Origin of the sequence: Nocardia australiensis (genome assembly GCF_020733705.1) — a bacterium.
Classification (GTDB): Bacteria; Actinomycetota; Actinomycetes; order Mycobacteriales; family Mycobacteriaceae; genus Nocardia; species Nocardia australiensis.
This window is the reverse complement of sequence record NZ_JAJFZM010000001.1, coordinates 1,276,506-1,294,860: the sequence shown is the minus strand read 5'-3', so window position 1 is coordinate 1,294,860 and position 18,355 is coordinate 1,276,506. Positions and strand designations below refer to the sequence as shown.

The following is an 18,355-nucleotide window of genomic DNA, read 5'->3' as shown; positions in this document are numbered from 1 at the left end:
CGGAGCGCGATGCCGGTCGTCGCCTCAGACGACGATATTGACCAGCCGCCCCGGCACCACGATCAGCTTGCGCGGCGCCTCGCCGCCCAGCAGCGCCACGATCTTCTCGTCGGCCAGCGTGGCCGACTCGATGGTCGCCTTGTCGGCATCGGCGGGCACCTGAATTCGGCTGCGCACCTTGCCGTTCACTTGAATCGGGTACTCGACCGACTCGTCGACGAGCAGTGCGGGATCCGCCGCCGGGAACGGGCCGTGTGCCAGGGAGTGGTTGTGGCCGAGGCGTTCCCAGAGTTCCTCGGCGATATGCGGTGCCAGCGGTGCCAGCATCAGCACCACCGGTTCGACCACCGAGCGCGGCGCGCCGTCCGGGTATGCCTTGGTGAGGTGGTTGGTCAACTCGATGAGCTTGGCGCCCGCCGTGTTGTCGCGCAACGCGGCCAGATCCTCGTCCACCCCGGCAATCGTCTTGTGCAGCAGGCGAAGCGTGGCATCAGCGGGATCGGCGGCGGTGACCCGGGTTGCGCCGGTCTCCTCGTTCACCACCAGTCGCCATACCCGTTGCAGGAATCGGTGCGCGCCGACAACGTCCTTGGTCGCCCACGGGCGCGAGGTGTCCAGCGGACCCATCGACATCTCATAGAAGCGGAAGGTGTCGGCGCCGTACAGATCGCACATCTCATCGGGAGAGATGGCGTTCTTCAACGACTTACCGATCTTGCCGTACTCCTGGAAAACCTCGGCCTCGGTGCCGGTCGCGTCGGTCCAGAAGAAATGCCCGTCGCGCTCGACGACCTCGGCCGCGGGCACGTAGGCGCCGCGCGCGTCGGTGTAGGCGTGGTCCTGGATGTAGCCCTGGTTGAAAAGCCTGCGGTAGGGCTCGAATCCGGTGACGTCGCCCAGGTCGAACAGCACCTTCTGCCAGAATCGCGCGTACAGCAGATGCAGCACCGCGTGCTCGACGCCGCCGACGTACAGGTCGACGCCGCCGGGATCGTCCGGGCCGTGCTCGCCGGTGCGCGGGCCGAGCCAATACTGCTCGTTCTCCTTGGCGCAGAACGACTCCGAGTTGGTCGGGTCGGCGTAGCGCAGCTGGTACCAGGAACTGCCCGCCCAGTTGGGCATCACGTTGGTGTCGCGCCGGTAGCGCTTCGGGCCGTCACCGAGGTCCAGTTCGACATTGACCCAGTCGGTGGCCTTGGCCAGCGGCGGGGACGGCTCGGAGTTCGCGTCGTCGGGATCGAAGGTGACCGGCGCGAAGTCGTCGAGTTCGGGAAGTCGCACGGGCAGCATGGAATCCGGCAGTGCGTGTGGTGCGCCGTCCTCGTCGTAGACGATCGGGAAGGGCTCGCCCCAGTACCGCTGACGGGCGAACAGCCAGTCGCGCAGCTTGTATTGGATGGTGCCCTTGCCGTGGCCGTCGGTCTCCAGCCTCGCGATGATGGTGGCCTTGGCATCCTCGACGGACAGACCGTCGAGGTAATCGGAATTCACCAGTACACCCTCGCCCGCGTGCGCGGCGGAGGTGACGTCGCCGCCTGCGATGACCTCGACGATGGGCAGGCCGAGCGCGGTCGCGAAATCCCAGTCGCGGTGGTCGTGGCCGGGCACCGCCATGATCGCGCCGGTGCCGTAGCCGCTGAGCACATAGTCGGCTATGAATACCGGCACCGGCGCACCGCTGGCCGGGTTGGTCGCGTGGACGCCGAGGAAGACGCCGGTCTTCTCCTTGTTCTCCTGGCGCTCCAGATCCGATTTCGCCGCGATCGACTTGCGGTACGCCGCAACGGCATCCGCGGGCGTGGCGGCATTGTCGTTGGTCCAGCGCGGATCGGTGTCGACCGGCCAGGCAGCGGCGGTCAGCTTGTCGACCAGCTCGTGCTCGGGTGCCAGCACGACATACGTCGCGCCGAACAGGGTGTCGGGCCGGGTGGTGAACACCTCGATCTGATGTCCCGAGGCATCGAACTTCACCTGCGCGCCACGCGATCGGCCGATCCAGTTGCGCTGCATGGCCTTGACGTTGTCCGGCCAATCCAGCCGGTCCAGATCGTCGACCAGCCGGTCGGAGTACGCGGTGATGCGCATCATCCACTGCCACAGCCGCTTACGGAACACCGGGAAGTTGCCGCGTTCGCTGCGGCCCTCGGCGGTGACCTCCTCGTTGGACAGCACCGTGCCGAGGCCGGGGCACCAGTTGACCACCGAATCGGTCTGATACACAAGGCGATAGGAGTCCAGCAGCGCGGCGCGCTCGGCATCGCTGCACGCGGACCACTCGCGTCCGTCCGGCACCGGGCGGGCGCCGTCGGCGAATTGGGCAGCCAACTCGGCGATCGGCCGCGCCCGATCCATTTCCTGGTCGTACCAGGCGTTGTAGATGCGCAGGAAGATCCACTGCGTCCAGCGGTAGTACTCCGGATCCGTGGTCGCGAAGCTGCGCCGCCGGTCGTGGCCGAGCCCGAGCCGGTCCAGCTGCCGCTGCATGGTGGTGATATTCGATTCGGTCGTCACCCGTGGATGCGCGCCGGTCTGCACCGCGTACTGCTCGGCGGGCAGGCCGAACGCGTCATAGCCGAGCGCGTGCAGAACGTTGCGTCCGCGCATCCGGTGGTAGCGCGCGAAGACGTCGGTGGCGATGTAGCCGAGCGGATGCCCGACGTGCAGGCCCGCGCCCGAGGGGTAGGGGAACATGTCCTGGACGAACAGCTTGTCCGCCGGTGTTTCACCCGCGAGCGGGCCTACCGGGTTCGGTGCGTGGAAGGTTCCGCGCTCATCCCAGTTCCGCTGCCACCGGCGCTCGATGCGGCCGGCAAGCTCAGCGTCGTACCGATGCTCGGGTACATCGCTGTCGGTCGCACGAGTGTCCTGCATCGTCCTGCCTTCTTGTTTTGCCGATCCCCGGGTCATAACTCTGTCTATCAGGGTAGAACGTCCGGGTCGGAGGACCGAAAATCGGGCCGGGTGCACACCGGCGCGGCCACCGATTCGCGCGTTCGTCCTACGGTGCGTCAGCCGATCGCCGGGGAGTGGCCGGTAGTGGTTTCGCGGTGGTGAGTTAATCTGCTGTGGTGTTCGTTGTCGCTCTAGTCCTGTTCGTGCTGGCCATGGTGGCCGTCGCGACTGGCGTGCTGGGACTGACCGGCAGGCTGCCGCGCAACCGCTTCGTCGGTGTGCATACCGAAGCCGCCCTGCACAGTGACGAAACCTTCCGCATCGCCAACCGCGTCGCCGCCCCCACCTCGGTGGCCGCCGGTGCGCTGCTTTTCGCCAGCGGTCTGATCGCCCTCGCGTCGGGCGGTATTGTCGCCCTCGTCGTCGCGGTGGTCGCGGCACTTATCGCCCTGTTCACCCTCGGTGCCGGTGCGAACCTCGGTGAACGCGCCGTGGCCGGGCTGGTACCCGCCGAGCCCGTCGGCGGCTGTGGGTCCTCATGCGGGGCCTGCTCGCTGCGCGACGCCTGCGCGCCCGCCAACTGAGCTTGCGCTCATGCCGGCCCGGTCGGTTCTACCGCATGCTTGTCGCTGCCGCCAGTACGGCGAGTCCGGCGTCGGGGTCACCGACCGCAATGCGGGCGCTGCCGTCGGGGTATGCCTTGGCGGCGATACCAGCACGGCGTAGCGCCGTCGCGATACCCGGCCCCGGCAGATAGAGGAAGTTGGCATGGCTGTGCGGTACCGCGATACCTCGGCGGCACAGCGCGGTGCGTAGCATTTCCCGCTCGGTGGTGATGCGCAGGATGCGGGCGCTGAGTTCGGGTTCGGCCGCGTACGACGCCGCTACCGCGGCCACCGCCGCCGAACTCATCCCGAACGGCAGCTGTAGACGGTGCACCCGGCCGATCAGCTCGCGGCTGCCGAACACATAGCCGACGCGCAGTCCGGCGAGCCCATACGCTTTGGAAAAGGTGCGCAGCACAAGCAGATTCGGATGACGCCGCAGTAGTGCGCGGGTGTCTATCCGCTCGTCACCGCTGAGGAACTCGGCGTATGCCTCGTCGAGAATGACCGGCACTCGGCGCGGGACCGTGCGCAGGAATCCCTTCAACGCGCCGATCGGGAGCAGGGTGCCGGTCGGATTGTGTGGACGGCAGACCACCACCAACCCCGTCCGCCTATTGATCGCCCGTGCCATGCCTGGCAAATCCTGGTTGCCGCCCGCGTCCAGCGGCACCGGTGCGGCATCGAGTCCGGCCATCTCCGCCATGATCGGATAGCCGTCGAATGTCGGTGTGCTGTAGACGATTTCATCGCCGCACCTGGTCAAGGCCTGAATGATCTGCATGGCCACCCCGGTCGCGCCGGAACCGACGACCACCTGATCCGAATGCGCGCCGATATGGTCGGCGATCAGCTTCGGCAAGCGGTGCGGCAGGAACTCTGGATACCGATTCGCGTGCGTCAGTACAGTATTCACCGCGAGCAATACCGAAGGCAGTGGCGGGAACGGATTCTCGCTCAGGCTCAGATCGAAACGGGTAGGCACCCGTTCGGTTCGGTACCGACGCGAGCGCCGAGTCTCAGCGGTCAGCCGGATGCTCATACCGCCGCGCCCCAGCGCACTGCCGCCGCCCCCGCGAAATCACCGGCGTGCGCGAACGCCGACATCAGCACCACCGATCCGTTACGCAGTCTGCCCGCCCGGTTCTCCACATCCAGAGTGACGGGAATGCCTGCGGCAAAAAGGTTTCCGCACTGATCGAAGGTGTCCGGATGGCGCTGCGCGGGCAGTTCGAGCGCGTCGTGCCAGTTGCGCAGGAACAGCCGGTTCGGCTGATTGGTCACGAAGGTGTCGATATCGCGACCCCGCACGCCGATCCGGTCGCATACCGCCAGCGCGACCTCGGGTACGAGCCGGTTGCCGCGGGCGAACACCTTGGTGATCTTCGATTCGGTGAAGCTCACACAGCCCTGTCCTTCGCCAGGCTCCCAATATTTGCGATCACCATTGGTGGAAAACGACATGTCACCGGCGAATTCCGGATAGGTCCGGCATTCGATATCGAGAATCGGTGCGGTGTCGTCCTTAACCAGCAGCCCGACACCGCAACCGTCGCCGGGCACCGGTGCCTGCGCGAGCTCGCGGATATCGGACTGGGTGAACACCGGCCCGGCGGTGTTCTGCGTCGCGGCGATAAGAGCGGTGCGAGCGTCAGTAGTTTGCAGGATCATTCGCGCCATCGACATCATGTGGATGAAAGCCGCGCAGCCGCCGTTGTGTACGTCGTAGACGAAACCGGGCCGCATACCGAGTCTGCGCGCGACCTCCGGACCTGATCCGAGCACCGGGTTGTCCGGTAGCTGGGTGTGGGTGATCAGTACATCGATATTCGAAAGTAATTGCGCGCCACGGCGTTCGATCAATGGGGCGACGGCGCGTTCGACCATATCGACCGCTGTTTCGTCGCGGCCCACATGATGGCGGGCTCTCGGCGAGCGGAACATGACGTTCTTCGCCATCCGATCCGAACGGCTGTATGGCGTGAAATATTCGGTGCCGACCGGATCACCGGGCAGATAACTCGCAATGTCGATCAGGCTGACGGTCGGTAGTCCAGAGAAATCGGGTTCCATAGCCGGTGCCTCACTTCATCCAGTCGGGTTTGATCGGCAGACCATGTGCCGCGCGGTATTCGCAGATCGCCTTGAGGTTGTCCATTTCCAATTGATGTCCGGCGGAGAACATCTCCCAGAAGTCGCCCACCCACACCGGCCGTTTCGCGGGGGTGGTCTCGGGATAGGGATTCTCGTCGTAGAAAGGGTGTTTGCAGTTGACCCACAGCACTACCGAACCCGGCTTATTGAACACCTGCTGCGCATCGACAACCCGGAGTAGGTAGATCATCCACAGGTGTTGTGCCTGATCCCAGGCACAGTGATAGTCGACGGTCATGCCCTCGCGGTGTGCCACCGTGCGAGTGAAGATCTTGGTGGCGTAGCCGAGCCGGTCATAGGCCAGCCATAGGCCGGGTTCCTCGGTTTCGGTGAAACCCCGCAGGCTGTAGGTCCATTCCTCCAGTGACCTAGTGTCGGCCAGGTATTCGAACACCTGCTGCGGTGGAGCGGCGATATACGCCTGAACCGGACAGTATTCACCGAAGATCTGATCGTGCGGGTACACCGACCGCAACATATCCATGATGACCGGCATGGTGGCGTCCTTGTCGGAGTTCTCGATTCGCAGCACGGCGGGGACGACGTCCGCCGGTATATCGCTGAGTGCGGGCAGGGGGCTGGTGGTGGTCATGGTGTTCTCCTGGAGGCTTCCAACGTCGACAAGAACGGTATGAAGGGTGGAACTTCGTCGGGGTCGCAATCGATCGAAATGAATGACGGGCCTTTGGATTCGAGGCACGTACCCAGCGCGGCGGTGAGCTCGTGCCGCGAACGCACCGAGTGAGTGGGCAGGTCCGGGAACATGGCGTCGATACCAGCACCGAGATGTGCGGGTCGAAACCTGTTGAAGCTGTGGCGATCTCGGTAGTAGAGCTGCTCGCGGGTGAGGCACATGGCGTGCGCGTTGTTGTTGAGGACGATGAACGTGATCGGCAGTTCGTGCTCGATGGCGGTGTGTAATTCCATGCCGTGCATGAAGAACGCGCCGTCTCCCGCGATGACCACGGTGTGGCGCGACCCGGTGGGTCCGCGGTGGCGGGCGAAGGCCGACCCGATACCCGCACCGAACGCATAACCCATGCCGCCCATGCCGAGTGCGGCGACGAACCGGCCACCGCTGGGCACGCGCAGATGGTGCACCACCGCGGCACCGGTATTGCCCGCGTCAGCGAAGACATCGGTGCCTTCGGGTAGTGCCGCGCCGATTGCCTCGACCAGTTCCCGGTAGCGCAGGCCGGGGCCTGCCGATTCCGGAACCTCCAGCGGTGTCAGCGGATTCGAGGCGGGCGACTCCCGAGACGATGACGGTGCGGCACCGGCGAATACGTCCGCAAGCTCGGACAGCGTCAACGCCAGATTCGTGCTGGTGGCGTGGATCGCGGACACATGGGGCGCGGTGGCCCCGATACTCGCGACGACGCGGTTGCCCAGCAATTCCTCCAGTCCGGTTCGTGCGGTGATCGGCATCGGGGTGCCGACGATCAGGCACAGTGCCGCCGAACGAATGGCCTCGCCGAGTTCCTGATGTCCCATGGTCCCCGCGACCCCGCAGAACCCGGCGTCGGCATTGTCGTAGACGTCCTTCGCGTCTGGTGCGACGCCGACGAGTGCATCCAATGTAGTTGCCAGCCAAGATAATTCGCCGCGCGCATTGTCGCGGGCTACCTGATCACCGGCGAGGATCACGATCTTGCCGGTACGCCGCGCCGTGCGCAGCGCGCCGCGGACCGCCGCGAGCGCGCTCTCGTCATCGCGGTGGACGGCGGGCCTCCAGCGCGGCGGCGCGACCTCCGTCAGTTCGGACTGTTGCACATCCTTGGGCAACAGCAGCACCGCCGGGCCGCCGCCGCGCGCGGCGGCGACGGCCCTGACCAGCTGATCGGGCAGTTCGGCGCCGGACTCGACGCGCGCGCAGTAGCGACTGATCTGGCTCAGCAGCGCGACCGCGTCGATGGTGCCCGGCTGGCCGCTGGTGTCCTGGAAGGCGCCGCGGCCCTCGAGCACGGTCGGCGGCTGCCCGATCAGGGCTAGCACCGGAACTCGCGATGCGAATGATTCGGCCAGTCCGGCAACGAGATTCATGGTCCCGCCCCCCGAGGTGGCGCATACGACACCGAGCCCGCTGGTGGAACGGGCGTATCCGTCAGCCATGGTGGCCGCGGAGAATTCGTGCTTGGCGACGACGCCGGTGATGTCGACCCGCGCGTCGAAGATGGCGTCGTAGAGGTCCTCGATGTTCGCGCCGTCTACGCCGAAGATGTGTCGAACACCCTGCGTCGAAACCGCTCGTACCAGATAATCCGCCACCCTGTTCGGCATCGGCACTCCTTCTCCCTGCGGCCGGCCGCGTGCGGCCACCCGAGCGGTCGCGCATCGCGTACTCCGTGAACTACGGGCCGGGCCGCCGAGCGGTTCAATGCTGGTTCTCGAGCCCAGGTCTTGCGTGTACGTATACATCTACGTATAGTCGAATCATGCCCAACAAGACGATCTACGTTGCCGACGACGACATGGCGCTGTTCCAGCGCGCGCAGGAACTAGTCGGCGGCAATCTGTCGGGGGCGGTGACTACCGCGCTGCGGCGGTTCATCGAACTGGAGGAGGGCAGGCTGGAAGGCTACGACGAGGTGGTGCTTCGGGTCGGCCACAACGGCGTGCGTCAGGTCCGTTTCTCCGGCGCCCTGCTCGGCGAGATTCGGGATATGAACGATGAACGCTTCGAGCATGTTCAGGTGTATCGCAGCCGCAAAGGCAAGTTCGTTATGCACGCCCAGTACTCGAACTGGGACGAATACCCGCAGTCCAACTCCAACTGGCTCAAGGATCTGACGAACTGGCGGCGCATGCTCGGCGTCGGTGATCAGGACTGGGGCGACTTCATCTATGAAGTGGTCGATTCGCTCGGCGAACTGAAGGGGAAGATTCCGGACAAGCTCTATGACCGGGTGGCTCAGATCGCGGACCGCCCGCCGGTGGAGGAGCTCGACATCTAGTCGAATCTCGCTCCCGGGCAACCGAATGTAACTCGCTCAATAGAACTCGCCGCACCGACCTCGGTGGCGGTGCGGGTAACTCATGCATTCATTCGCACTATCTAATGAAAGGCAAATCGATGGACAACGGTCAGCGCGGGCCGGCCATTTCGGCAACGGGCCTCCGTAAATCGTTCGGAGACCAAGTGGTGCTCGACGGCATCGACATTTCGGTCTCCGAGGGCACGGTGTATTCGATGCTCGGCCCCAACGGGGCGGGCAAGACCACCACGGTGCAGATCCTCACCACGCTCATGCACCCCGATGGTGGCGAGATCCTGGTCGACGGGCACAGTCCGGCGACCCATCCCGACGCGGTACGCGGCGCCATCGGGGTCACCGGACAGTTCTCCGCCGTCGACGACCTGCTGACCGGCCGGGAGAACCTGATCCTGATGGGCGATCTGCACCATCTGCCGCGCCGCGACAGCAAGCGCCTCGCCGCGGACCTGCTGGAGCGCTTCGACCTGGTCGACGCGGCCGACAAAACCGCGTCCACCTACTCCGGCGGTATGGTCCGCCGCCTCGACCTTGCGATGACGCTGGTCGGCGATCCGCGCATCATCTTCCTCGACGAACCGACCACCGGCCTCGACCCGCGCAGCAGGCGGGCCATCTGGGACATCATTCGCGGGTTGGTCGAGGACTACAACGTGACCGTATTCCTCACCACGCAGTACCTGGAGGAAGCCGATCAGCTGGCCGACCGGATCGCAGTGCTCGACCACGGCCGCATCGTGGCCGAAGGCACCGCCGGCGAGCTGAAGCGACGCGTGCCCGGCGGGCACATCCGGCTGCAGTTCGCCGACCGGCGCGGCCGTGATGCCGCCTCGACGGCGCTGGATGGTCTCGACGCGCGGACGGTAGACGATGCGGGCGAGGCGGAATTCACCCTCGCGGTTCCCAGTGACGGCGGCGTCACGTCGCTGCGCGCGGTGCTGGACCGGCTCGATTACGAACAGATCGAGGTCTCCGGGCTCTCGGTGCACACCCCCACCCTCGACGACGTATTCCTCACCCTCACCGGAGCGTCCACCATGGAAAAGGCGGTCGCACGATGACGACGATGACCTACGCAATGGCCGACTCGGCGACAATGCTGCGACGTAACCTGTTGCACGCCAAGCGATACCCGAGCATGACCTTCGGTGTCGTCCTCATGCCGATTGTGCTGCTGCTGACCTTCAACTTCGTATTCGGTGGCGCACTGGAGAAGTCGTCGGGCGGCAACTATATCGACTATCTGACGCCAGGCATGTTGCTGATGATCCCGGCGTATATTACGGCCTCGGTGGCGGTGTCCATCGCGACCGACACCACCAAGGGCATCGTCAATCGCTTTCGCACCATGGCGATTTCGCAATCGTCGATGCTGACAGGTCATGTGGTCGGCGCGCTGATCCAGGCCATGCTCGGCATCGCCGCGATGGTCGTTGTCGCACTGCTCATCGGGTTCCGGCCCTCGGCGAATATCGTCGAGTGGGTCGCGGCGTTCGGGCTGCTGGCCATGCTGGTCTTCGCGCTCACCTGGCTCGCGGTCGGCATGGGTTTGATCGCACCGAATCCCGAGAGCGCGAGCAATATGCCGTTCCCGCTGATCATGCTGCCGTTCCTCGGCAGCGGACTGGTCGGCACCGACACCATGCCGGTCGGGCTGCGGCAGTTCGCCGAGTATCAGCCGTTCACGCCGCTGACCGAGACCATTCGCGGATTGCTCATGGGCACCGAAATCGGCAACAACGGCATCATTTCCATCGCCTGGTGTGTCGGGCTCGCTGCGGTCGGATATTTCTGGTCGACGTCGATCTTCCGCAAGCAAACGCGCTGAGTTCCCGTCGATGAACGATCCCCCGCCGCCCCGGCCGGGGGATCGTCTCGTGCTCAGATCGTGCCGACGAGGATCGTCTTACCCGTTGTTACGGAACGGATTTCGACACTGTGGATCTGATCGGGTGCCGCGTCGACCGTCCGATCGATGGTCAACTCGGTGCCGGGTCCGGCGGGCCACTGACCAAGCAGGGCCTGCTGGCCGTCGGTGCGCTGGACGACCAGTTGGTAGGTCCAGGTGTATGCCTGTTTGGTCGGTCCGTAACTGCACGTCATCACGACGCGGGTACGGTCATCGGCCCGAATGAGCTTCACGTCCGCCGTGACCGGAGTCGGCTCCAACGGTTGCATCGTGCGTTCGGCGAAAACCTCCGCCGAGGTGGTCGTTTCAGTCGAGGTGTGCATCGAACCGATGACCGGAATCGCGATCGCCACCGCCGCGGCGGCCGCGGCCACCGCGGCGCCGACCGACACCCACCGGCTCCGCGTGCGCTGACGTCGCGCGGTATCCGCGAGCTGGGGCAGCAGTTCGGGTAGCGGCGGATGCGCTTGTGTCACCGGGCTTTCCGGCACGGTGATCATCGTCAGTGCCGCGTCGGTGTCGACCAGGCCGAGCAGGCCGGGCAACCCGGTGAGATCGGCCACCGCCGCCTGGCACGCCGGGCATCCGGCCAAATGATCCTCATACTCCCGCCGCTCGGTACGGGTCAGGGAGCCGAGCACGTAAGGGGCGTCCCAGGTGGCGTAGTCGTCGTCAACATCCGTCATTGGCTCGTCACCCCCATCTCCTGTAGTGCCAGCCGTAGGGCCCGCATACCGTAGTGCATACGGGATTTCACCGTTCCCGCCGGAACGTCGAGGTCCGTGGCGATCTGGTGCGTAGAAAGTCCTCGGTAGTAGGCGCGCACGATCACCTCCCGATGATCGCTGCTGAGCTTGCTCAACGCGTCCGCCACCAGCCAACCGTCCAGCGTCCGGTCGGCCTGATCCGGGATGGCTTGCTCCGGGGGGTTGTCGGTGCCGAACTCGCGCCTGCTGCGCGCGCTGCGGTGCTCGTCCACGGCCAGATGCCTGGCCACCGTGAACAACCACGCTCGCGCCGACATCGTCGACTGATCGAGCACGTTCGGGCGCTGCCACGCCCGCAACAACGTCTCCTGCACAATGTCCTCAGCTCGGCCGGGATCGTGAACGAAGCCGAGCGTGTAGCGCCACAGTGCCGGCGCGTGTTCCTCGTAGAGCGCGCGCAACAATTCGTCCTGGGCGTGTTCGCCAGGCGGGCCCGGCGGGTTACCCATGTACCCGCCGACTCAACTTTTTCGTCGCATGTAGGTCTTTACTCCTTCATGCCGAACCACGTTGTCAGTTGCGTTCTAGTTCAATCGGGTGTGTGGCCAGCAGCGACAGCGGCAATGGCTGACGGCGCAGCACATGCGCCCACAGATCGGGGCGCCCGCTGCTGATCGGATCCGACGGCAATGCCGACAGCACGATCCAGTCCTCGTTCTGTAGCTCACCCTCCAGTTGGCCGAAGGTCCAGCCAGCGTAGCCCGCGAAAATCCGGATGCCCTCGATCAGCGGGCCGACCTTGTCCGGTTCGGCGTCGAGATCGACAAGCACCACCCGGCCGTCGATGCGACGCAGGCCCGATACTCCGTCGATCGAGGCACCGACGCGCAGTGTGCCCAGACACAATGCGGCGTCCCGTTTGACCGGGCCGCCGATGAACAGGGTGCGTGGCGCCGCGGCGGCTTCGGTCCATTTGGGCAGCACATCGTGCACCGAGGTATCGCTCGGACGGTTGAGCACTACACCCAGACTACCCGCCTCGTTGTGTTCGATGATGTAGACGACGGTGCGCCGGAAGGTAGGTTCGACGAGCTCGGTCGAGGACACCAGCAGGGTGCCCGCGCGCACCGCCTGCTCGCCGTGCCGGGAATCGCGCCGCCGCCGGTCGCTGTGCCCGCCGCGAGTCTGCCGCTCATCCGGGTCATCTGCACGTGCCACCCCGACATCATCGCACTGGCGCGGGCCGTTCGTCGGCCAAGAGGGCGACGGATTCGGATACGCGGCTGCCGACGCAAGCCACGGAGGTCGCGGACACGCCGGTTAGAGTTGGCACATGGAACGGCCCGAGGTTCTTCTCGACAACGCGGACGCAGTCTACGATTTCTACCGCGATCACCGCCAGAACCGGCTCAAAGCATGGGCTGCCTACGCGATACTCGGGCGTCGATACCATCCACGGATCGGCTATGCCGACGGGGCGCGCGAGCAATTACACCAGCTGATCGCCCAGGGCAGACCGATGCTTATCTCGATCAACCATCTTTCCGAATCCGATCCCTACACCGTCTCCGCGGCGGCCTGGCGCAGCGGGCTACGCCGGGTGATCGGCCGGGTGCGGGTGTTGGCGAAGGACGAGCTGTTCATCGATCCCGTGCAGCGCCGCAAGGTCGATATGATGGGTGGGGTTCCGGTATTCCGCGGCCGTGATCACGGCTTGCGCGCGGTGAACGCGGCCGCTCAGCGCATGATGGAAATTTGCGCCGAACGAATGGCCGATGGCGACTGCATCGCGGTCTTCCCCGAGGGCACCTGCAACGACGTCGACCAGACCCAGGTGCAGGCCGTCGGCAGCGGGATCGGGCATATCGCCTCCCGGGCCATGAAGCTGGGTGTCGTGCCCGCACTTGTCAGCATGGGCCTGAGCTATGGCCCGCGCCCCGATTCGGCGATCCCGGTGACCAAGCAGGAGGCCATAGGAGCCAGCTTCTACCTCGGCACGCCGATCACCGATCTGCCGAACCGCCCTGCCGAAATCGCCCGGATCGTCCGTACAGATCTGCAGCGAGCCCTCGACGGCGCCGTCGCCGCGTACTGATTCGACTGCCGCGCTGCTACTGAGGTAGCCCGAGCCGTTCGCGCGCCCACTGTGGCACCATCGCGATGTATTCGGTCCGGGTTTCGATGAAATGACGCACCATCGGGCACATCGGAAGAACCCCGAAGCCTTCGGTGCGGGTGCTGTTGAGCGCCGACTCGAGCAGCACCCGGCCGTACCCCTGGCCCTTGTGGCGCGGATAGATCTCGGTGTGCACGAAGGCGCGCTCGGTCGCGGTGTCCTGACATTCGGCGTAGCCAGCGATCGCGCCGTCGACGTAGATCTCGAAACGTTCCAGTGTCGTGTTCTTGCGGACCTCAGTCGACATGGTTCGACGTTACTCTGGCGCGCGGGTTTCCTTATGCACCGCGACACAAACTCGGCGAAATCGCCCACTCGACTTGTCTAGCCCTGCCCGGCCGAACAGAATGCTCTTGGTCGCGCCGTCCGCTTCGACAGCACCCGCGACCGGCGGAGGTACGAACAATGATGAGGACACTGCGCATTTCGCGGATCGCGGCCGCCCTGGCCGCGGCGAGCCTGCTGAGTGGATCGATCGCGACTGGTCTCGCGGACGCCGAGCCCATCGCGAGTTTCGGCGCCTGCCCACAGGGTTCGGTCACGGCCGATCGCGCAGTGCGGTGCGCGGTGGTCTCGGTGCCGATGAACTACGCCGATCCCGACGGCCCGCGCATCGACCTGACCGTCAGCCGGATCGCCGCGACCGGCGATCGCCGCGGCGTCATCTTCGCCAATCCGGGCGGGCCCGGGGCGGACACATTGGACTATTGGGCCAGCCGGATCGGCACGCTGCCAGCCGAACTCGACGCCAACTACGACCGGATCGGGGTGCAGCCGCGCGGTTTGCGGTGGGCGACACCACTGACCTGTGGTGCGGACCCGAATTCGTCTGACAGCGAGCAGGTTTCGCTCGGCAGTGGCAGTCGCGGCGACATCAAAAAGGCATGCGACACAGCCCAACCCGGCTACCTCGACACCATCACCACCGAGACCACGGCCCGCGACCTGGACGCGGTGCGCGAAGCGCTCGGTGTCGACCGCATCGGCTACCTCGGCACCTCCTACGGCACATACCTCGGCGCGGTGTACGCGTCGCTGTTCCCCACCCGGGTTGATCGCATGGTGCTTGACTCCAACGTCAACCCGGATTGGGTGTGGACCGAGGAATTCGCCCAGCAGCAGGTCGCGGGCAAGCAGCGACTCGACGACCTGTTCGCGTGGATCGCCGAACACAGCAGCGAATACCGGCTCGGGGATACTGCCTTGCAGGTCTACCAGAACTGGGCACGGCTGGTCGCCGCTCAGGGCGGTGGCTGGTACGCCAACCTCACTCCGCCGCCCGCGAGCTTCTCCGACCTGCCAGGCCCCCTGCCCGACCCGCTCGCCGAGATCGCCCGAGACGGTTTCAACGGCGGCGTAGAGCAGACCGGCAAGGTACAGAACCTATTGCGCACCTTGATTTCCGGTGGCGCGTCCGCGCAGGTTCCGCTGGTTGGCGCGACCGCGGTGGCCACTTACACCCGGACCTACTGGCCGGTCTTCGCGAAGGCGATGGCCGAGGCGAACGCCGATCCGGCGAATGTGCAGCGCCTGCACGCCATCGAGGGTGCTACCAGCACCGACCCGACCGGACAGTTCGTCTTCGCCGCCATCACCTGCAACGAGAACGCGGTTGTCGGCAGGCCCGAAATGCTCGGCGCCGCGGTGAGCACCATCGCCTCCGGTGGCAATGCCTTGGATGCGCGCGCTGATCTGGTCCGCTCCGGAATGACCTGTGGCGCATGGCGTCCGGTGGTCAAGCCGGTACCGATCACCGGAGGCGATCTGTCCACACCGCCGCTGCTGTTGCAGAGCCGCCACGACGCGCTGACCAAGTACGAGGGCGGCCCCGCGATGGCGCACGCCCTCGGCGGTTCCCTGATCACGGTAGAAGGCGGCGACCACGGCACCTTCGGTCGCGGCAATACCGCACTCGACGATGCGGTGATGAATTACCTGAGCACCGGCCAGGTAACAATCAGCGAAGCCGAACAGGCCCCGCTACCCGCCAGGTGACCTGCTGCGGATACCGCACCCGATGACGGTGTCGCCGTGCGGCCAACACCGGCTGCGCACTTCGAGTAGCACTGCTTCCGGACTACATGAAGTGCGCCAGCGGTGGCGCTGCTGCCCGCCCTCATGCACCGGTCGGCGAAGGCGACCGGTGGATATGCGGCTGACGTGACGACCCCCGACAATGTGGGGATGACGTCCGTGCCCAAGGTGTTGCTTGCTCCGGACAAGTTCAAAGGATCGCTGAGCGCGCCCCAGGTGGCGGCGGCGTTGGCTGTCGGCATCGCGCGGATAGTGCCGGAGGCCGATATCAGGCGGGTGCCGGTCGCCGACGGTGGAGACGGCACCGTCGATGCGTTCCTCGCCGCCGGGTGGGAGCGTGTGGAGGTGATCGCTCCCGGTCCTACCGGGCAACCGGTGTCGGCCGCCTATGCGGTGCGCGCGAAAACCGCGGTGATCGAGCTGGCCGCTGTGGTCGGATTCGTGAAACTGCCTGGCGCGGTGCCGAATCCGCTTGGCGCAAGCACCGAGGGGCTCGGTGTCGTTATTGCGCACGCCCTCGATCGTGGCGCTACGAATATCGTCCTCGGTCTCGGTGGTAGCGCGTCCACGGATGGCGGCGCCGGCATGTTACGTGCCCTCGGCGCCCGCATTCTCGACCAGGATGGCCGCGAAATATCCACTGGTGGTGGAGCTTTGGCACATGCGAGGACATTCGAGCGGGCCGGCCTGCATCCAGGTATCGCGACCGCCGAGTTCACGCTGGCCTGCGATGTCGACAATCCGCTGCTCGGCCCGGTGGGCGCGGTCGCCGTGTACGCGCCGCAGAAGGGTGCTCATCCTGGCGATCTGCCGATTCTGGAAGCGGCACTGGCGAATTGGGCGCGGATCGTTGGTCCGGAGTTCGCGGATCGGGCGGGTGCCGGCGCCGCGGGCGGAACCGGCTTCGGGGCACTCGCGGTCCTCGGCGCGCACGTGCGCAGCGGCATCGAAGAGGTGCTCGCTCTGCTCGACTTCCCCGCCCTGCTCGATGGTGTGTCCCTGGTGGTCACCGGCGAAGGCTCGCTGGACTCCCAAAGCCTGCACGGCAAGGCCCCGATCGGCGTCTGCGAGGCCGCACGCGAGGCGGGCGTCCCGACGATCGCTGTCGTGGGCCGCACAACGCTCACCCCAGCCGACATCCGCGCAGCGGGCTTCACCGCCTGCTACTCCCTGACCGCCCTGCAACCCGACCCGGACCGCTCGATAGCCGATGCCGCCAACCTGCTGGAGCGCATCGGCGCCCAGGTCGCGACGGTCCTGCACTGACGATGCGGTGCGACTGTCGGCGCGGGCGAACACCGATCGCCATCCGTGTGAAACTGGCCGACTGTCAGCTCGCGGAGGCGCAAAGGTTCTCGTGGAGTTGGTCGCGGTGCCTGTCGCCCCAGAGTTCCAATGGGCGCAGGGCGACATTGAGGTCTTCGCCCAACGCGGTCAGCGAGTATTCGACGCGTGGCGGAACTTCGGCGAAGACCTCGCGCACGACCACACCGCCGGCCTCGAGGTGACGGAGGTTCTCCGCGAGCACCTTCTCGCTGACGCCCTCCAGTAGGCGACGTATCTCACCGAAACGCTTCGGCCCGTCACCCAGGACCCACATCAGGTGCAGTCTCCACTTGCCGCCGACCACATCGATCGCGAGGGACATTCCGCATACCTCGTGATCTATGTCACTACTCATGTCCGCCGCACTCCTTCTGACGTTATTTCGAACCTCGAGGTAAGCAGCCCCACCCGAACGTTCGGTCTTCCCGAGATTACCTGCGGCAACGACCATGGAACCCGGCGCCGACCAGCATTCAGTCGAGATTCGAAGGGGCACATAATGTCCGAGCAGCACACCACCCGTTCCGTTTCCGTGATCGGTCTGGGGCCGATGGGGCAGGCGATGGTGCGGGCCTTCCTCGCGGCGGGCTTCGAGGTGACCGTGTGGAATCGCAGCACCGCCAAGATCGACGCCATGGTCGAGCTCGGCGCCAAGCGCGCCGAAACCGTCGCTGCCGCGCTGGACGCCAATGAGGTGACAGTACTCAGCCTCACCCACTACGCCGCTATGTACGACGTGCTCGGTCAGGCCGCCGATCACCTGACGGGCAAGGTGATCGCCAACCTCTCATCGGATTCGCCCGAGAAGACTCGCGTGGGTGCTGGGTGGGTGCGTTCGCATGGCGCGCAATTTATTTCGGGCGGCGTCATGTCGGCGGGCGACAATCTCGTCCACCCCGCGTCCTACATCTTCTACAGCGGCCCGCGCGAGGTCTTCGACGCGCATGCCGAACTCCTGCGTCCGCTGAGCCCCCAGGAGTACCTCGGCGCGGATGACGGTCTGGCCCAGATCTACTACCAGGCACTGCTGACCATCATGCATCCCTGGCTGATCGGTTTCGAACAGGCGATCGCCGTCATCGAACGCTCCGGCCACGATATCGACCGATTCATCCCATTCGCGGTGCGCTCCAACGCGGCGTTCCCGTACTTCATGGCCGAGTCCACCGCCGCCAAAAAGAAGGCCTGGCTCGACCTGGCCAGCTTGATCATGATGGACGCCGGCGTGCAGCACGTCATCGACGCCAGCGAGGAGGTCGGCGTCGACGCGACGATCTCGCATACCGCACAAGCATTCTGGCGCAAGGCCATTGCCGCCAGTGAGCAGGCAGGCAGGGTGGTATCCACCCGCGAAATCATTCGCGGCGAAAAATCCTGACCGTGGCCAACGCCGCCGTATCCGCGCGGAATGTCGTGGCGGGTACGGCGGTGTGAGCCCAATTCAGCTGTTGGTCAAGCTGATTCGGCGCACAAACCGAGTCGCGGGAACGGAGTAGTCGAAACCAGATATCCGATCCTCTGATAGTGCACACCTCGAACCTCAAAACCCTGCTCGGGGC

Annotated in this window: 18 protein-coding genes; 8 read left to right on the top strand and 10 right to left on the bottom strand. The window is 65.6% G+C overall.

Going from position 1 to position 18,355, the window contains the following annotated elements:
• Positions 1-24: 24 nt before the first annotated feature.
• The gene (leuS, locus tag LKE06_RS05925; RefSeq protein ID WP_227997615.1) at positions 25-2,871 is read right to left on the bottom strand and encodes a leucine--tRNA ligase; all 2,847 of its coding nucleotides are present in this window, start codon (positions 2,869-2,871) and stop codon (positions 25-27) included.
• Between the two features lie 197 nt (positions 2,872-3,068).
• Here leuS and LKE06_RS05920 point away from each other — a divergent pair, with 197 nt between their 5' ends.
• A complete protein-coding gene (locus tag LKE06_RS05920) occupies positions 3,069-3,476 on the top strand; it encodes an SdpI family protein (protein WP_227997614.1) in 408 nt (135 codons plus the stop codon).
• Between the two features lie 28 nt (positions 3,477-3,504).
• On the opposite strand, the gene LKE06_RS05915 is transcribed toward LKE06_RS05920, so the two are convergent.
• The 4 genes from LKE06_RS05915 to LKE06_RS05900 are packed head-to-tail and all read right to left on the bottom strand — an operon-like array spanning position 3,505 to position 7,931.
• Positions 3,505-4,539, bottom strand: a complete 1,035-nt coding sequence (locus tag LKE06_RS05915; RefSeq protein WP_227997613.1) for an aminotransferase class I/II-fold pyridoxal phosphate-dependent enzyme — start codon at positions 4,537-4,539, stop codon at positions 3,505-3,507.
• On the bottom strand, positions 4,536-5,570 hold the full coding sequence (locus LKE06_RS05910) for a 3-oxoacyl-ACP synthase III family protein (protein ID WP_227997612.1): 1,035 nt from the start codon (positions 5,568-5,570) through the stop codon (positions 4,536-4,538). Before LKE06_RS05910 ends, LKE06_RS05915 begins: the two co-directional genes overlap by 4 nt.
• Positions 5,571-5,580: 10 nt before the next feature.
• Positions 5,581-6,243 carry an SRPBCC family protein gene (locus LKE06_RS05905; protein WP_227997611.1) on the bottom strand — a complete coding sequence of 221 codons (663 nt, stop codon included), beginning with the start codon at positions 6,241-6,243 and terminating at the stop codon, positions 5,581-5,583.
• A complete protein-coding gene (locus LKE06_RS05900; RefSeq protein ID WP_227997610.1) occupies positions 6,240-7,931 on the bottom strand; it encodes a thiamine pyrophosphate-binding protein in 1,692 nt (563 codons plus the stop codon). The genes LKE06_RS05905 and LKE06_RS05900 overlap by 4 nt, the downstream gene beginning before the upstream one ends.
• A 155-nt stretch (positions 7,932-8,086) precedes the next feature.
• On the opposite strand from LKE06_RS05900, the gene LKE06_RS05895 reads away from it, so the two are divergent.
• The 3 genes from LKE06_RS05895 (at position 8,087) to LKE06_RS05885 (ending at position 10,472) form a co-directional block, all read left to right on the top strand.
• Positions 8,087-8,605, top strand: a complete 519-nt coding sequence (locus LKE06_RS05895; protein WP_227997609.1) for an EXLDI protein — start codon at positions 8,087-8,089, stop codon at positions 8,603-8,605.
• Between the two features lie 119 nt (positions 8,606-8,724).
• The gene (locus LKE06_RS05890; protein WP_227997608.1) at positions 8,725-9,705 is read left to right on the top strand and encodes an ATP-binding cassette domain-containing protein; all 981 of its coding nucleotides are present in this window, start codon (positions 8,725-8,727) and stop codon (positions 9,703-9,705) included.
• Positions 9,702-10,472 (top strand): ABC transporter permease, encoded by a 771-nt coding sequence (locus tag LKE06_RS05885; RefSeq protein WP_227997607.1) that lies wholly within the window; start codon positions 9,702-9,704, stop codon positions 10,470-10,472. Before LKE06_RS05890 ends, LKE06_RS05885 begins: the two co-directional genes overlap by 4 nt.
• A 53-nt stretch (positions 10,473-10,525) precedes the next feature.
• Here the strand turns inward: LKE06_RS05885 and LKE06_RS05880 are convergent, their stop codons facing one another.
• The 3 genes from LKE06_RS05880 to LKE06_RS05870 all read right to left on the bottom strand — a co-directional run bounded on the left by LKE06_RS05880 (position 10,526) and on the right by LKE06_RS05870 (position 12,478).
• Complete coding sequence (locus LKE06_RS05880) at positions 10,526-11,239, bottom strand: zf-HC2 domain-containing protein (RefSeq protein ID WP_227997606.1); 714 nt, start codon at positions 11,237-11,239, stop codon at positions 10,526-10,528.
• The gene (locus LKE06_RS05875) at positions 11,236-11,769 is read right to left on the bottom strand and encodes a sigma-70 family RNA polymerase sigma factor (protein WP_227997605.1); all 534 of its coding nucleotides are present in this window, start codon (positions 11,767-11,769) and stop codon (positions 11,236-11,238) included. The genes LKE06_RS05880 and LKE06_RS05875 overlap by 4 nt, the downstream gene beginning before the upstream one ends.
• A 64-nt stretch (positions 11,770-11,833) precedes the next feature.
• Complete coding sequence (locus tag LKE06_RS05870; RefSeq protein WP_227997604.1) at positions 11,834-12,478, bottom strand: YqgE/AlgH family protein; 645 nt, start codon at positions 12,476-12,478, stop codon at positions 11,834-11,836.
• A gap of 115 nt (positions 12,479-12,593) precedes the next feature.
• Here LKE06_RS05870 and LKE06_RS05865 point away from each other — a divergent pair, with 115 nt between their 5' ends.
• Positions 12,594-13,355, top strand: coding sequence for a lysophospholipid acyltransferase family protein (locus LKE06_RS05865; protein WP_227997603.1), 762 nt, complete (start codon positions 12,594-12,596; stop codon positions 13,353-13,355).
• 16 nt (positions 13,356-13,371) lie between these two features.
• On the opposite strand, the gene LKE06_RS05860 is transcribed toward LKE06_RS05865, so the two are convergent.
• Positions 13,372-13,683, bottom strand: a complete 312-nt coding sequence (locus LKE06_RS05860; RefSeq protein WP_227997602.1) for a GNAT family N-acetyltransferase — start codon at positions 13,681-13,683, stop codon at positions 13,372-13,374.
• 161 nt (positions 13,684-13,844) lie between these two features.
• On the opposite strand from LKE06_RS05860, the gene LKE06_RS05855 reads away from it, so the two are divergent.
• Positions 13,845-15,431: an alpha/beta hydrolase gene (locus LKE06_RS05855; RefSeq protein WP_227997601.1), complete on the top strand. Its 1,587-nt coding sequence runs from the start codon at positions 13,845-13,847 to the stop codon at positions 15,429-15,431.
• A 189-nt stretch (positions 15,432-15,620) separates the two neighbouring features.
• Positions 15,621-16,736: a glycerate kinase gene (locus LKE06_RS05850; protein WP_227997600.1), complete on the top strand. Its 1,116-nt coding sequence runs from the start codon at positions 15,621-15,623 to the stop codon at positions 16,734-16,736.
• A gap of 64 nt (positions 16,737-16,800) precedes the next feature.
• On the opposite strand, the gene LKE06_RS05845 is transcribed toward LKE06_RS05850, so the two are convergent.
• On the bottom strand, positions 16,801-17,151 hold the full coding sequence (locus LKE06_RS05845; RefSeq protein ID WP_227997599.1) for a winged helix-turn-helix transcriptional regulator: 351 nt from the start codon (positions 17,149-17,151) through the stop codon (positions 16,801-16,803).
• Between the two features lie 144 nt (positions 17,152-17,295).
• Between LKE06_RS05845 and LKE06_RS05840 the strand changes: the two genes are divergently transcribed.
• Positions 17,296-18,174, top strand: a complete 879-nt coding sequence (locus tag LKE06_RS05840; RefSeq protein WP_227997598.1) for an NAD(P)-dependent oxidoreductase — start codon at positions 17,296-17,298, stop codon at positions 18,172-18,174.
• Positions 18,175-18,355: the final 181 nt, after the last annotated feature.

Coding starts and splice junctions, on each gene's coding strand:
- LKE06_RS05895 (WP_227997609.1), top strand. CDS start 8,087: ATGCCCAACAAGACGATCTACGTTGCCGACGACGACATGGCGCTGTTC.
- LKE06_RS05915 (WP_227997613.1), bottom strand. CDS start 4,539: ATGAGCATCCGGCTGACCGCTGAGACTCGGCGCTCGCGTCGGTACCGA.
- leuS (WP_227997615.1), bottom strand. CDS start 2,871: ATGCAGGACACTCGTGCGACCGACAGCGATGTACCCGAGCATCGGTAC.
- LKE06_RS05885 (WP_227997607.1), top strand. CDS start 9,702: ATGACGACGATGACCTACGCAATGGCCGACTCGGCGACAATGCTGCGA.
- LKE06_RS05905 (WP_227997611.1), bottom strand. CDS start 6,243: ATGACCACCACCAGCCCCCTGCCCGCACTCAGCGATATACCGGCGGAC.
- LKE06_RS05855 (WP_227997601.1), top strand. CDS start 13,845: ATGAGGACACTGCGCATTTCGCGGATCGCGGCCGCCCTGGCCGCGGCG.
- LKE06_RS05850 (WP_227997600.1), top strand. CDS start 15,621: ATGACGTCCGTGCCCAAGGTGTTGCTTGCTCCGGACAAGTTCAAAGGA.
- LKE06_RS05875 (WP_227997605.1), bottom strand. CDS start 11,769: ATGGGTAACCCGCCGGGCCCGCCTGGCGAACACGCCCAGGACGAATTG.
- LKE06_RS05840 (WP_227997598.1), top strand. CDS start 17,296: ATGTCCGAGCAGCACACCACCCGTTCCGTTTCCGTGATCGGTCTGGGG.
- LKE06_RS05890 (WP_227997608.1), top strand. CDS start 8,725: ATGGACAACGGTCAGCGCGGGCCGGCCATTTCGGCAACGGGCCTCCGT.
- LKE06_RS05865 (WP_227997603.1), top strand. CDS start 12,594: ATGGAACGGCCCGAGGTTCTTCTCGACAACGCGGACGCAGTCTACGAT.
- LKE06_RS05845 (WP_227997599.1), bottom strand. CDS start 17,151: ATGAGTAGTGACATAGATCACGAGGTATGCGGAATGTCCCTCGCGATC.
- LKE06_RS05900 (WP_227997610.1), bottom strand. CDS start 7,931: ATGCCGAACAGGGTGGCGGATTATCTGGTACGAGCGGTTTCGACGCAG.
- LKE06_RS05860 (WP_227997602.1), bottom strand. CDS start 13,683: ATGTCGACTGAGGTCCGCAAGAACACGACACTGGAACGTTTCGAGATC.
- LKE06_RS05910 (WP_227997612.1), bottom strand. CDS start 5,570: ATGGAACCCGATTTCTCTGGACTACCGACCGTCAGCCTGATCGACATT.
- LKE06_RS05880 (WP_227997606.1), bottom strand. CDS start 11,239: ATGACGGATGTTGACGACGACTACGCCACCTGGGACGCCCCTTACGTG.